This is a genomic window from Pseudomonas sp. LBUM1671 (genome assembly GCF_059695685.1).
In genome coordinates this window covers 2,538,821-2,551,705 of sequence record NZ_CP166782.1, presented here as the reverse complement: position 1 = coordinate 2,551,705, position 12,885 = coordinate 2,538,821, and the positions used below count along the sequence as shown (strand labels likewise).

Here is a 12,885-nt window from a genome sequence, read left to right as displayed (position 1 = left end):
CTGCGACAGCTTGGCGTTTGGTGATCGGGGAGCTGGCACGTATGATGCTTCACAAACTTCCGCAGATTAGAAGCCTATGTCCCTGATAGTTCTACTGCTTCTGCCTTTTATCGGCAGCTGTCTGGCGGCATTGCTGCCTCACAACGCGCGTAACACCGAATCTTTGTTGGCTGGCCTGGTTGCCTTGATAGGCACCGTGCAGGTTGCCCTTCTGTACCCGCAAATCGCCGATGGCGGCGTCATTCGTGAAGAGTTCTTCTGGCTGCCCAGCCTGGGCCTGAACTTCGTCCTGCGCATGGACGGTTTCGCCTGGCTGTTCTCGATGCTGGTGCTGGGCATCGGCACGCTGGTTTCTTTATACGCCCGCTATTACATGTCGCCGGACGATCCGGTGCCGCGGTTCTTCGCGTTTTTCCTGGCGTTCATGGGCGCGATGCTTGGGTTGGTGATCTCCGGCAACCTGATCCAGATCGTGTTTTTCTGGGAGCTGACCAGCCTCTTTTCCTTCCTGTTGATCGGCTACTGGCACCACCGCGCCGATGCGCGACGCGGCGCCTATATGGCGCTGATGGTCACCGGCGCCGGTGGACTGTGCTTGCTGGCGGGGGTCATGCTGCTCGGCCATGTGGTCGGCAGCTATGACCTGGACAAGGTCCTGGCCGCCGGCGACCTGATTCGCGCGAACCACCTCTACCCTATCCTGCTACCCCTGATCCTGATCGGCGCCCTGAGTAAAAGTGCGCAATTCCCCTTCCACTTCTGGCTGCCCCATGCGATGGCGGCACCGACACCGGTTTCGGCCTATTTGCACTCGGCAACCATGGTCAAGGCCGGGGTGTTCCTGCTCGCACGGCTATGGCCGTCGCTGTCCGGCAGTGAAGAATGGTTCTACATCGTCAGCGGCGCCGGGGCCTGCACCCTGTTGCTCGGCGCGTACTGCGCGATGTTCCAGAACGACCTCAAAGGTTTGCTGGCCTACTCGACCATCAGCCACCTCGGCCTGATCACCCTGCTATTGGGTCTGAACAGCCCTCTGGCCGCCGTGGCCGCCGTATTCCATATCCTCAACCACGCCACGTTCAAGGCCTCGCTGTTCATGGCCGCCGGGATCATCGACCACGAAAGCGGCAGCCGGGACATCCGCAAGCTCAGCGGCCTGATCAAGCTGATCCCGTTCACCGCGACCCTGGCGATGGTCGCCAGCGCCTCGATGGCGGGCGTACCGCTGCTCAACGGCTTCCTGTCAAAAGAGATGTTCTTCGCCGAAACCGTGTTCATCAACGCCACGGCCTGGGTCGAGATGACCTTGCCGATCGTTGCGACCATCGCCGGCACCTTCAGCGTCGCCTACTCGCTGCGCTTCACCGTTGACGTGTTCTTCGGCCCGACCGCCACCGACCTGCCCCACACCCCGCACGAACCGCCACGCTGGATGCGCGCGCCGGTGGAGTTGCTGGTGTTCGCGTGTCTGATCGTGGGGATTTTCCCGGCGCAAGTGGTCGGCCCGTTGCTGGCCGCGGCGGCCCTGCCAGTGGTGGGCGGAACCTTGCCCGAATACAGCCTGGCGATCTGGCACGGCTGGAACGCGCCGATGATCATGAGCCTGATCGCCATGTCCTGCGGCATCGTGCTCTATCTGCTGTTGCGCAAGCAGCTCAAACTCGGGCGTTTCAAATACCCGCCGATCATTGGCCGGTTCAACGGCAAGCGCCAGTTCGAGCGCAGCCTGGTGATCATGATGCGCCTGGCCCGTCGGCTGGAGCGGCGGGGCAGCACCAAACGCCTGCAAACCCAATTATTCCTGGTGGTCCTCGCAGCGGTGTTTGCCGGATTGATCCCGATGCTGCACAGCAGCCTGAGCTGGGGCGACCGGCCGAAAATTCCCGGCTCGATCGTGTTCGTGACCCTCTGGCTGCTGGCGATTGCCTGCGCCCTCGGCGCCGCGTGGCAGGCCAAGTATCACCGGCTCGCGGCCCTGACCATGGTCAGCGTTTGCGGTCTGATGACCTGCGTGACCTTTGTCTGGTTTTCGGCACCGGACCTGGCGCTGACGCAGCTGGTGGTCGAAGTGGTGACCACGGTGCTGATCCTGCTCGGTCTGCGCTGGTTGCCGCGCCGGATCGAAGAGGTGTCGCCACTGCCGAGCACCTTGCGCAAGGCGCGCGTGCGGCGTATCCGCGACTTGCTGCTGTCGACCGCCGTCGGCGGCGGCATGGCGTTGCTGTCCTACGCGATGCTGACGCGCCAGACGCCGAACCACATTTCTTCGTTCTACCTCAGTCGCGCCCTGCCCGAAGGCGGCGGCAGCAACGTGGTCAACGTGATGCTGGTGGACTTCCGCGGCTTCGACACCCTCGGTGAAATCACCGTATTGGCGGCCGTGGCCCTGACCGTATTCGCCCTGCTGCGACGCTTCCGCCCACCGAAAGAAAGCCTGCAGTTGCCGGCCCAGCAGCGCCTGCTCGCACCCGACGTCGTCACCGACCTGGTCAACCCGCGTCACGCCAGCGACACCGCGCTCGGTTTCATGATGGTCCCGGCGGTGCTGGTGCGCCTGCTGCTGCCGATTGCAGTGGTGGTGTCCTTCTATCTGTTCATGCGCGGGCACAACCAACCGGGCGGCGGTTTTGTCGCCGGGCTGGTGATGTCGGTCGCGTTCATCCTGCAATACATGGTCGCCGGCACCCAGTGGGTCGAGGCGCAAATGAGCCTTCGACCGCTGCGCTGGATGGGCACCGGCCTGCTGTTCGCCACGGCCACCGGGCTCGGTGCGATGGCGGTCGGGTATCCGTTCCTGACCACCCACACCTGGCATTTCGAACTGCCAGTGCTCGGCGACATTCACATCGCCAGCGCACTGTTCTTCGACATCGGCGTGTACGCCGTGGTGGTCGGTTCGACGCTGTTGATCCTCACCGCCCTCGCCCACCAATCGGTTCGGGGTCACAAGACCGCAGCCCTGCCCAGATCCGTCGCCACCAAAGGAGCCGTCTGATGGAAGAAGTCATCGCAATCGCCATCGGCGTACTGGCCGCGTCCGGCGTCTGGTTGATCCTGCGGCCACGGACGTTTCAGGTGGTGATGGGCCTGTGCCTGCTGTCCTACGGCGTCAATCTGTTCATCTTCAGCATGGGCAGCCTGTTTATCGGCAAGGAGCCGATCATCAAGGACGGCGTGCCGCAGGACTTGCTGCATTACACCGACCCCTTGCCGCAAGCGCTGGTGCTGACCGCCATAGTGATCAGCTTCGCCATGACCGCGCTGTTTCTAGTGGTGTTGCTCGCCTCCCGGGGCTTGACCGGGACCGACCATGTCGATGGCCGGGAGCCTAAAGAATGACTGCGATGACGCACCTGATCGCCGCACCGATTCTGCTGCCGCTGCTGACCGCCGCCATCATGCTGATGCTCGGCGAGAAACACCGCCCGTTGAAAGCCAAGATCAACCTGTTCTCCAGCCTGCTGGGCCTGGGGATTTCCGTGCTGTTGCTGCAATGGACGCAAACCACCGGCGTGCCGGGCTCGATCGGTGTCTACCTGCCGGGCAACTGGCAGGTGCCGTTCGGTATCGTGCTGGTGGTCGATCGCCTGTCGGCGTTGATGCTGGTGCTGACCGGGATCATCGGCGTCAGCGCCTTGCTGTTCGCCATGGCCCGTTGGGACGGCGCCGGTTCGAGTTTCCATGCGTTGTTCCAGATTCAGATGATGGGACTTTACGGCGCGTTCCTGACGGCGGACCTGTTCAACCTGTTCGTGTTCTTCGAGGTGCTGCTGGCAGCCTCCTACGGCCTGATGCTCCACGGTTCGGGCCGGGCGCGGGTGTCGTCGGGGTTGCATTACATCTCGATCAACCTGCTGGCGTCGTCGCTGTTCCTGATCGGCGCAGCGCTGATCTATGGGGTCACCGGTACGCTGAACATGGCCGATCTGGCACTGAAAATCCCGCTGGTGCCGGAAGCCGATCGCGGCCTGCTGCATGCCGGCGCGGGAATTCTCGCCGTAGCGTTCCTGGCCAAGGCCGGGATGTGGCCGCTGAACTTCTGGCTGGTGCCGGCCTATTCGGCGGCCAGCGCGCCGGTGGCGGCGATGTTCGCGATCATGACCAAGGTCGGCGTGTACACCTTGCTGCGCTTGTGGACCCTGCTGTTCTCCGGGCAGGCCGGGGCGTCGGCGTACTTTGGCGGCGACTGGCTGATCTACGGCGGCATGGCGACCATCGCCTGCGCCGGCGTGGCGATTCTTGCCGCACAACGGCTGGAACGCCTGGCCAGCCTGAGCATTCTGGTGTCGGCCGGGATCCTGCTGTCGGCCATCGGTTTCGCCCAGCCGAACCTGATCGGCGCGGCGCTGTTCTATCTGGTCAGCTCGACCCTGGCGTTGAGCGCGCTGTTCCTTCTGGCCGAGTTGATCGAGCGCTCCCGTTCGGCCAACGAAATGCCGCTGTTCGACGACGGCGACCTGCTGCCACGGCCGATGGAATCCCTGCAACCGCCCAAAGGCATCAACCTCGATGACGAGCAGAAAGCCGTGGTCGGCCAGGTGATTCCCTGGACCGTGGCGTTCCTCGGCTTGAGCTTCATTGCCTGCGCGCTGCTCATCATCGGCATGCCACCGCTGTCCGGGTTTATCGGCAAACTCAGCCTGCTCAGCGCCCTGCTTAACCCGCTGGGGTTGGGCAATGGCGCTGATGAACCGGTGTCGAATGCGGCGTGGGGCTTGCTGGCGTTGTTGATTCTGTCCGGGCTGGCGTCGCTGATTGCCTTCTCACGCCTGGGCATCCAGCGTTTCTGGACCCCCGAAGAACGGCCGTCACCCTTGCTGCGCCGTTTCGAATGCGTGCCAATCATCGTCCTGCTGGGGCTGAGCGTTGCGCTGACCTTCAAGGCCGAACCCCTGCTGCGCTACACCCAGGCAGCCGCTAATGCGTTGAACAATCCGCAGCAATACGTCATGGCGGTGCTGGGTACGCGTGTGGTGCCGAGCCCGGAAGCCCGTGCGGCGATGCTGGAGGTGCAGCCATGAAGCATCTGTTTCCGGCACCGTGGTTGTCACTGGCGTTGTGGCTGCTGTGGCTGCTGCTGAACCTCTCGCTGAGCCCTGGCAATCTGTTGCTCGGCGCGATGCTGGGGCTCTGCGCGCCGCTGATGATGCGCAAGCTGCGGCCGCTGCCGATCCGAATTCGTCGACCAGGGGTGATCCTGCGTTTGTTCTTTATGGTCGGTCGCGACGTGCTGGTGTCCAACCTCGTCGTCGCCTGGGGCGTGCTCAACGCTGGTCGCCGCCCACCGCGCTCGCGTTTCGTTAAAGTACCGCTGGCTTTGCGCGATGCCAACGGCCTCGCGGCGCTGTCGATGATCTGCACGGTGGTGCCCGGCACGGTCTGGTCGGAACTGGCGCTGGACCGCAGCATCCTGTTGCTGCACGTGTTCGATCTGGACGATGAAGCGCTGTTTATCGAGCACTTCAAGGTGACTTATGAGCGCCCCCTGATGGAGATCTTCGAATGAGCGAATTGCTGTCGAACGCGATCCTGCTGAGCCTGTTCATTTTTTCCCTGGCGATGATCCTGACCCTGATTCGCCTGTTCAAAGGCCCGTCGGCCCAGGACCGGGTTCTGGCGCTGGACTACCTGTACATCATTGCGATGCTGATGATGCTGGCGCTAGGCATTCGTTATGCCAGTGACACTTACTTCGAGGCGGCGCTGCTGATCGCCCTGTTCGGCTTCGTCGGCTCGTTTGCCCTGGCCAAATTCCTGCTGCGTGGCGAGGTGATCGAATGAACACGCAACTGTCTCTGTGGATTGAGATTGCGGTGGCGATCCTGCTGGTGCTTGGCAGCGTGTTTGCGCTGATCGGCGCCATTGGCCTGGTGCGTATGAAGGATTATTTCCAGCGCATGCACCCGCCGGCGCTGGCTTCGACATTGGGGGCGTGGTGTGTGGCGCTGGCGTCGATCATTTACTTTTCGGCGCTCAAGTCCGGGCCGGTGCTGCATGCCTGGCTGATTCCGATCCTGTTGTCGATCACAGTGCCGGTGACAACATTGCTGCTGGCGCGGGCGGCGCTGTTTCGCAAGCGCATGGCGGGGGATGATGTGCCGGCTGAGGTGAGTAGCCGGCGCACGGAAAGCGGGAGTTAGGTTCAGACGTTTTTGTTGATTGGGCGGGCCTCATCGCGAGCAGGCTCGCTCCCACAGTTGATCTCTGTCAGACACAAAATCTGTGTTCACTGAAAATCCAATGTGGGAGCGAGCCTGCTCGCGATGGCTATTACTGCAACGACTCAGATCCAGGCAACTGCCAACAACCCCGCCCCCAACACCACACACAACGGCGAATACGCCCAGGTGTCGAGCCGGGCAAACTTCGAATCCTTGACCTGCTTGAAGAACCCGACCAGATTCGAATCGCCGATCGCCCGGGCAAACATCAGCATCGCAATGGCGCTGATCACCCATTGCAGCGCCCAGTGCTGCACCGCCGGCAAGTACAGCCCGACCCGCAGGCACACCAGCATCGCGATCAACAGCAATCCCACCGCGACCAGCAACGTGGCAAACCCCGACGGTTTGAACGCCGGCCTGGGTTCCCCGCCACCGTCTGGTGATATTCGCGGCACCGCCGCCTCGCTACCCAACTTTCCACCTGCCGCCCAGTACAGGTGGATCAGGCTGATCAACAGGAAGATGGTAGCCATCCCTTGCGCGATCATCAGGCTCATATTCAGACATCCAGCGTGAAATGTCGCAGCAGGATGAACCTCCTTGAACGTTTTTGTAAGGGTATTTGTTATCGACGGTGATAAAGCGCCGCTCCATGAAATTCGCCCGAACTGATCGCACATTGATGGCTTGGATGCTTTATTGCTGCGTCCTGTTCAACGTGTTCGCCTGCAGTCGCGACTCTACGTCAGCCACAACACCGGCAATGGCTACATCGACCGTCAGGCTCTCATCCTGTGGCGAGGGGGCTTGCCCCCCTCGCCACAATTGTCACTGAAGACTGGCAGAAACCTTATCCGCCACATCCTTCGGCAACCATGCCTGCCAAACCTCTGGGTGCGCCTTCATGAACGCCTCTGCCGCCTGCCGTGGCGGGGTGTGTTTTTCGCTCATTTCGGCCAGTGCCTTGTTCAAGGGATCGATCGGGAAATCGACCTTGCTGAAGAAATCGGCAATCTGCGGATACTGTTTCTGGAAGGGCGTGGACACGCCGATCGAGAGCTTCGAGGCCAGCGAGCGCGTCGGTTTCGGATTGGGGTTGTCAGCGTCCGTCAGGGTTTTCCAGGCTTCGGCATCAAAGGGCGGTTCCTCCAGCTGAATCAGCTTGAAGCGCCCAAGCAACGGCGTCGGTGACCAGTAATAAAACAGCACCGGCTTGCCACGACGGATCGACGAACTGATCTCTGCATCCAGCGCCGCCCCGGAACCGCTACGGAAATTCACATAGCTGTCGTTCAGGCCATAGGCGGTGAGTTTCTGCTTGTTCACCACTTCCGATGTCCAGCCAATCGGGCTGTTGAGGAAGCGTCCCTTGCCCGGGCTTTCCGGATCGCTGAACACGTCCTTGTACTTGGGCAGGTCGCTGACACTTCGCAAACCCGGGGCCAGCGGCTTGATGCCTTTGGCCGGGTCGCCCTTGATCACATATTCGGGCACCCACCAGCCTTCAGTCGCGCCCTTGACCGTATCGCCCAGGCTCACGACTTTGCCCTCGGCTTCAGCTTTGACCCAGACCGGACTGCGACCGGCCCACTCTTCGCCAATGACCTGAATGTCATTGTTGGCCAAGGCGGTTTCCAGGGTGATGGTGGTCCCGGGCAAGGTGTCGGTCGGCAGGCCGTAGCCCTTCTCGACGATGATCCGCAGGATGTCGGTGATCAGGCTGCCGCTTTCCCAGTTCAGGTCGGCGAAGTGAATCGGCGCCTGGGCAGCGGATACCGGAACGGGCGAACTCAACACACCCAACGTGGCCAGGGCAACGGCCAGCAACCGTCGAAATCCTTTCATGCTTTTGCACCTCGTGCTGTTCACAGCAATAGCAGGATGGCCTGACAGAAGACCGCAAGCCTCTGAATACTCAGTCAACTGACTGTAGTAGAGGTTCCTGCATTCGAGGGGGCATGAATTACTTTTCGGAAGTTTCCTGCAAGCTTGCCAGCTCTCTTCTTACCATGCTGGCGTACGCCGCCGGGCGCAGCGTGTAGATCTGTGACGCCACCCAATTCAGCCAGCCTCCCTGCAGAACAGCCTTCTGCTCGAACAGTCGCCGGGCTTCGACTTGCGCACTGGCCTGGTTCAGTTCGTGGAAATCGGCGCGGGCCAGGGTCATTACTCGCTGGCCTTGAACGTCACCAGTTCGCCCTTGCGCCACTTGGCGGCTTTGGCGGTTACGGCTTTCAGGGTTTTGGTCAGGCCTTCCTGCAATTGCTGGTGGGCGGCGAAGACCATCACCACGCTATGACCTTCCTTGAACACAACCGCTTGACCGTCTGCGGTGGTGACAAAGGCGTAATCGCCCAGCCCGTACACCGTCAGTTTGATTTCACGGAACTTGATGTCGAGCTTGCCGCCTTCACGACTGGGCAATACCGAAGCGCTGAAATGATCACCGACCTTGAGCTTGAGCCCTGGCTTGTCATCGACCACCAACGCCTCTTCGGTGTCTATCTCGGCAATGTAAATGCCTTCAGCGTTCTGTTCGGTGATGTAAACGAAACGTGACTGGAACTGTTTAACCAGCTTTGCGCGCAAATCACCCAGCACGAACAAAGCATGCATATCGAGATTACTTACTGCCAAGGAAACATCCCCACATCTGAAATTGATGCCGCACGCAGAAAAAGCGCACAGCAGAAAAAAGCGGCCATGCCGAAGTTTTACCGTAAGACCCGAATTGAAATCCTGAGCCGAGCAGAGTGCTCATGCCTCGCGAGGACAGTGAGATTACTGGAATACCACTCGCGCCGTCCTCTGTGAAAGTCGTCAGGTGTTGAAGGAAAACGCCCTTCTTGCAGCCAGAGGAAACCGGATTACCAACTTTAGGGAAGTTTCTCTCTAAAAAAAGCACTTTTCCGACATATCGCCAGTAAAAAATTGCTTTAGATGAACACCATTCGCCAACCGGTGTTGGTGATTCTAGAGCAGCCATGCTCACCGAGACTACCCAAAACGACGTACACACGTCGGTAAAACAATGAAAAGGACTTCACATGTGCACCATGACTCACTTCGCTTCCTCGCAGGCAACGCGCTTAAACAGCTCCGCCCCCTTGCACCCGGCGATGTACCAGCCCCATGAGTTGCAGCCTGAAAGCCTTCTGCTGCCGCGCTTTCAGGTCGTGCTGGCGGGCAGTTCCTTCTTCCATATCAAGGAAATTTCCACGGGTCGTGTAAGAGGTTTCCGTGGCTGCCATAACGAAGCCTGCGCCCTCGCCCGCTCATTCGAGCTACGCGGCTGACGCCCTCGTCTGTCTTCATGCCTATAGACGTTTCGTCACACCGGCGACTTAACTCAGCCGCCGGCAGGCAACTGCTGCCATACTGCCCGACCAATGAAATCCGTCCCCAGGACGGACGGCGTTCAATACAACAACATATTTCCAAGGGAAGGCAGCTACGTGACGGAATTTGATATCGGTGAATTTTTTATCCGGGGCGAAGCCAGAGAGGTCGAAGGCGAATTCCAGGCAGTCATTGTCATGCGTGCCAAACCTCCCTTGACCGCGGTGACGTATCACCAGGTCGAGAAGGATCGCTGGTTCAAAACCTCGGATGTCGCCGCCGTTGCCGCCCAGGAAGCTGCCAAAGAGCTGAAACTTGCCGTCGATAACGGTGCATTGAAAGCCTGATCGTCGGATTTGCCGTCTACGCTCTCTCCTGCTTTCCAACACCGCTTTCGAACTCCTGACGCGCGGCCCCCTCAGATGCAATGAAGCCGCACCTCAGATCGCGACCGCAAGGAGATAAAGATGGATTCACCTACACACGACTTGAAAGGTTTGTTCGACCAGCTCGGTCTGGACTCCAGCGAGAAAGCCATCGACGATTTCATCGCCAGCCATTCGCCTTTGGCCGACGACAAGAAATTGATCGATGCCGAGTTCTGGACGCCGCAACAAGCCGGCTTCCTCAAAGAACAATTACGTGAAGACGCCGATTGGGCGCGGGTGGTCGATGACCTGAACCTGCGTATGCATCAGGTTCACTGACATCTATTCCTGAGCTAAACGATAAACCTTGTGGCGAGGGGATTTATCCCCGTTGGGTCGCGAAGCGGCCCCCGGCGTCCGTTCAGACATACTGAATTGTCCGGATTTACGACTGCTGCGCAGCCGAACGGGGATAAATCCCCTCGCCACGGGAAGCCCAATCGCCACAAAAACCAGCATCACGCCTTTAGCGAGGACTCTCGGGCTTGTAGCCCAACCGCAACCCACCCCAATGCCTGCCCTTGACCATGATCGGCACCGAGAGGTCGTGCATCAGTTCGCCCGTGTCGCGGGTGTAGGTCTGCAACAACACCGGCTGTTGATGGCTGCCGCAGCGGATGCCGGTGCGGTCGGCGAATTTGCGTTTGGTGCGATTTTGCACCGTATCAACCTGCGCATCGCCAGTCAGCGGCTGACTGAAAATTTTGTTATGGGTCGGCACGTAACCCTGCTGGGTGCAGGCGATGGCAAACACCAGGCCTTCATGACGCGGCAGCAACGGTTCCTGGATGGCCGGCAAAACCTGATCGGTGTAGCGATCGAAGCGGGTCTGAAACTTGGCCGGGCTGGTGTTGGGGATCGGTTGGTAACTGCGATCGAACAGGTCATCGAGGCTGACCCGACCCTGATCGATATCCGCTTCGAAACGCGCGGCAATCTGGCTGGCGCCTTCGCGGGCCAGGTCATAAATCCGTTGGTGGTAGTCATCCAGTCCGACTTCGGCGAGACGCTCGCTGATGGTTTCGGCCTGACCTTCCATTTGCACCGCAGCCTGGGCCAGTCGCTGGGTCTGTTGGTCACTGACCGCCAGGTCACTGCGCATTTGTTCGATGGCGTGGAACAGGCTGTCGAGTTGTTCGCGATTAGTGTCCGCGCCCTTGGCGATTTCCCCGACCTGACTCTCGACGCCAGCGGCCAGGCGCGCAATGTTTTCCAGGTGCTGGCCAGTGTGCTCGACCTGCTGGACACCGATGTCGAGGTCGCTGGACAGTTGGCGGATCTGCTCCACCACTTGCGCCGTGCGTCGCTGGATATCGGCGACCATCTCCCCGACTTCACCAGTCGCCGTCGCCGTGCGCGCCGCCAGACCGCGAACCTCATCCGCCACCACCGCAAATCCACGACCGTGCTCCCCGGCCCGGGCCGCTTCGATCGCGGCGTTCAACGCCAGCAAGTTGGTCTGGCTGGCGATGGACTGAATCACCAACGTGACCCGTTGAATATCGTCACTGCGCAGACTCAGGGCCTCGATCAGTTCGCGGCTGTTACTGGCGCGCTGACTGAGCTGATGCATGCGGCTGATGGACTCGATCAGTTCCGTGCGCCCTGCTGCGCTGCTCTGATGAGCTTCGCTGGCGGCACTGAGGGCTTCGCGGCTAAGTGTCGAGGTGGCTTTTTCGGTCGCGATCATCACTTCGGCGTTGCTGACGATTCGCGCCGCCGCGTCGAGTTGCGATTGCAGTTTGTCCGCCAGTTGCTTGACCGAAAAGGCGACGCCTGCGGCCGACAAGGCGTTATGACTGGTGGTGTAGGAAAGATCGCGAGTCAACTCGGCGATGGCGCAGGCGCCGTCGACAGCCGTTGCTTCGGGAGTGGCGCGCGTGCGCAGTCGAGGCAGCCAGATCACCAGCACCGCCAGTGGCAGGCAAAGGTAAAGCGACCAGCCACCCAGCGCCATGCCGCACAGCAAGAGCATCAGGGCGACGCTTTGCAGGGTTGGCGTCAGCCAAGGGTTTTTCGGCAAAAACACTGGTGCAGGCACTGCCGCAACCAGAGATCCGTCTCTCGTCATCTTCGTCACCCCATGAACCTTCTAATTGTTGTGCATGCATTAAACGCCACTACAGGGCCATTATCTATGGTCCATTAGTAGTGGGCGTTGCAGCAGATCAATAGAAGTGCTTGAGGTTTTCGCAGACAGCAAAAAGCATCGCGGGCAAGCCTCACTCCAGGTTCATCGTGAACCGTGGGAGCGGGATTGCCCGCGATGCGGGGCGCTACGAAATCAGGCCTGACGCTGGTGCTTGTCGATCTGTTCGTGACGCTCTTGAGCTTCGATGCAGTACTTGGTGGTCGGGCTGATCAGCAGGCGTTTCAGGCCGATGGCCTCGCCGCTGTCGTCGCACCAGCCGAAGCTGTCTTCTTTGATGCGTTCCAGAGCCTGTTCCAACTGAGGCAGCATGCGCTGGTCGCGATCGATCGCGTTCACCAGCCAGGTGCGCTCTTCTTCAACAGAAGCAGCGTCGGCCGGATCGGCTGGAGTGTCCAGGCTCTCGATGGCGATGCGGTTCTGTTCGATGCGCTCATGGGTTTCGACTTTCATGTTCTGCAACAGCTCGGAGAAGAAAGCATGTTGCTCGGCATTCATGTAGTCATCCGCCGGCATGGCCAGCAACTTGTCCTTTGTCATTGATATCTCTATAAAAAAACGTGCATTAAGGCGAATTAGGGAGCATTCCGGCGGACCAGGTCTGGCCATCGGAAAGGCGCCGTTTATTCCAAGCGCCACCCGGCACTCAATTTACGAGGGCCGGCAGTCTAAGGCCGACTTGAGGCCTCAGCAACTGAAAAGACAGCGAATTTGTCCGACAAAGCCCGGAAAGTGCTCTATGGCAGTCTTTGCGGTGGTTATCGGAGTGCGTTTATAGCAAGAAATTCAATCGAGCGGCTGTATA

The 12,885-nt window shown here is 60.1% G+C and carries 15 protein-coding genes and 1 pseudogene; 10 read left to right on the top strand and 6 right to left on the bottom strand.

The annotated features are described in order from the left end of the window. Nucleotides 1-76: 76 nt before the first annotated feature. Genes ACA060_RS11785 through ACA060_RS11760 form a run of 6 tightly spaced genes read left to right on the top strand, consistent with a single transcriptional unit; the run spans nucleotide 77 to nucleotide 6,140 of the window. Nucleotides 77-2,995, top strand: coding sequence for a monovalent cation/H+ antiporter subunit A (locus ACA060_RS11785; protein WP_497317387.1), 2,919 nt, complete (start codon nucleotides 77-79; stop codon nucleotides 2,993-2,995). Beyond that, complete coding sequence (locus ACA060_RS11780; RefSeq protein ID WP_007986256.1) at nucleotides 2,995-3,339, top strand: Na+/H+ antiporter subunit C; 345 nt, start codon at nucleotides 2,995-2,997, stop codon at nucleotides 3,337-3,339. Before ACA060_RS11785 ends, ACA060_RS11780 begins: the two co-directional genes overlap by 1 nt. Beyond that, the gene (locus ACA060_RS11775; RefSeq protein WP_109629939.1) at nucleotides 3,336-5,021 is read left to right on the top strand and encodes a monovalent cation/H+ antiporter subunit D; all 1,686 of its coding nucleotides are present in this window, start codon (nucleotides 3,336-3,338) and stop codon (nucleotides 5,019-5,021) included. Before ACA060_RS11780 ends, ACA060_RS11775 begins: the two co-directional genes overlap by 4 nt. After that, nucleotides 5,018-5,506, top strand: coding sequence for a Na+/H+ antiporter subunit E (locus ACA060_RS11770; protein ID WP_109629936.1), 489 nt, complete (start codon nucleotides 5,018-5,020; stop codon nucleotides 5,504-5,506). The genes ACA060_RS11775 and ACA060_RS11770 overlap by 4 nt, the downstream gene beginning before the upstream one ends. Continuing rightward, on the top strand, nucleotides 5,503-5,781 hold the full coding sequence (locus tag ACA060_RS11765; RefSeq protein ID WP_007935991.1) for a K+/H+ antiporter subunit F: 279 nt from the start codon (nucleotides 5,503-5,505) through the stop codon (nucleotides 5,779-5,781). The genes ACA060_RS11770 and ACA060_RS11765 overlap by 4 nt, the downstream gene beginning before the upstream one ends. Continuing rightward, a complete protein-coding gene (locus ACA060_RS11760; RefSeq protein WP_109629933.1) occupies nucleotides 5,778-6,140 on the top strand; it encodes a Na+/H+ antiporter subunit G in 363 nt (120 codons plus the stop codon). The genes ACA060_RS11765 and ACA060_RS11760 overlap by 4 nt, the downstream gene beginning before the upstream one ends. Nucleotides 6,141-6,283: 143 nt before the next feature. Here ACA060_RS11760 and ACA060_RS11755 read toward each other — a convergent pair whose 3' ends face one another. Next, on the bottom strand, nucleotides 6,284-6,721 hold the full coding sequence (locus tag ACA060_RS11755; RefSeq protein WP_497317384.1) for a DUF3995 domain-containing protein: 438 nt from the start codon (nucleotides 6,719-6,721) through the stop codon (nucleotides 6,284-6,286). Between the two features lie 95 nt (nucleotides 6,722-6,816). Here ACA060_RS11755 and ACA060_RS11750 point away from each other — a divergent pair. Next, nucleotides 6,817-6,897 (top strand): annotated as a pseudogene (locus ACA060_RS11750) (DUF2946 domain-containing protein); the annotation flags it as partial. Nucleotides 6,898-6,992: 95 nt separating this feature from the next. Here the strand turns inward: ACA060_RS11750 and ACA060_RS11745 are convergent. From ACA060_RS11745 to ACA060_RS11735, 3 genes are all read right to left on the bottom strand, one after another. After that, nucleotides 6,993-8,009: an ABC transporter substrate-binding protein gene (locus ACA060_RS11745; RefSeq protein ID WP_497317382.1), complete on the bottom strand. Its 1,017-nt coding sequence runs from the start codon at nucleotides 8,007-8,009 to the stop codon at nucleotides 6,993-6,995. A gap of 118 nt (nucleotides 8,010-8,127) precedes the next feature. Next, the gene (locus tag ACA060_RS11740; RefSeq protein WP_497317380.1) at nucleotides 8,128-8,331 is read right to left on the bottom strand and encodes a hypothetical protein; all 204 of its coding nucleotides are present in this window, start codon (nucleotides 8,329-8,331) and stop codon (nucleotides 8,128-8,130) included. Continuing rightward, a complete protein-coding gene (locus ACA060_RS11735) occupies nucleotides 8,331-8,780 on the bottom strand; it encodes a hypothetical protein (protein ID WP_497318218.1) in 450 nt (149 codons plus the stop codon). Before ACA060_RS11735 ends, ACA060_RS11740 begins: the two co-directional genes overlap by 1 nt. A gap of 431 nt (nucleotides 8,781-9,211) precedes the next feature. On the opposite strand from ACA060_RS11735, the gene ACA060_RS11730 reads away from it, so the two are divergent. From ACA060_RS11730 to ACA060_RS11720, 3 genes are all read left to right on the top strand, one after another. Then, nucleotides 9,212-9,460 (top strand): hypothetical protein, encoded by a 249-nt coding sequence (locus tag ACA060_RS11730; protein ID WP_497317378.1) that lies wholly within the window; start codon nucleotides 9,212-9,214, stop codon nucleotides 9,458-9,460. Nucleotides 9,461-9,619: 159 nt separating this feature from the next. After that, nucleotides 9,620-9,850, top strand: coding sequence for a hypothetical protein (locus ACA060_RS11725; protein ID WP_403097639.1), 231 nt, complete (start codon nucleotides 9,620-9,622; stop codon nucleotides 9,848-9,850). A 120-nt stretch (nucleotides 9,851-9,970) separates the two neighbouring features. Next, the gene (locus tag ACA060_RS11720; protein WP_084323168.1) at nucleotides 9,971-10,210 is read left to right on the top strand and encodes a DUF2789 domain-containing protein; all 240 of its coding nucleotides are present in this window, start codon (nucleotides 9,971-9,973) and stop codon (nucleotides 10,208-10,210) included. A gap of 187 nt (nucleotides 10,211-10,397) precedes the next feature. Here ACA060_RS11720 and ACA060_RS11715 read toward each other — a convergent pair whose 3' ends face one another. After that, nucleotides 10,398-11,621 (bottom strand): methyl-accepting chemotaxis protein, encoded by a 1,224-nt coding sequence (locus tag ACA060_RS11715; protein ID WP_497318215.1) that lies wholly within the window; start codon nucleotides 11,619-11,621, stop codon nucleotides 10,398-10,400. Between the two features lie 594 nt (nucleotides 11,622-12,215). Next, nucleotides 12,216-12,620: a TraR/DksA family transcriptional regulator gene (locus ACA060_RS11710; RefSeq protein ID WP_007907888.1), complete on the bottom strand. Its 405-nt coding sequence runs from the start codon at nucleotides 12,618-12,620 to the stop codon at nucleotides 12,216-12,218. Nucleotides 12,621-12,885: the final 265 nt, after the last annotated feature.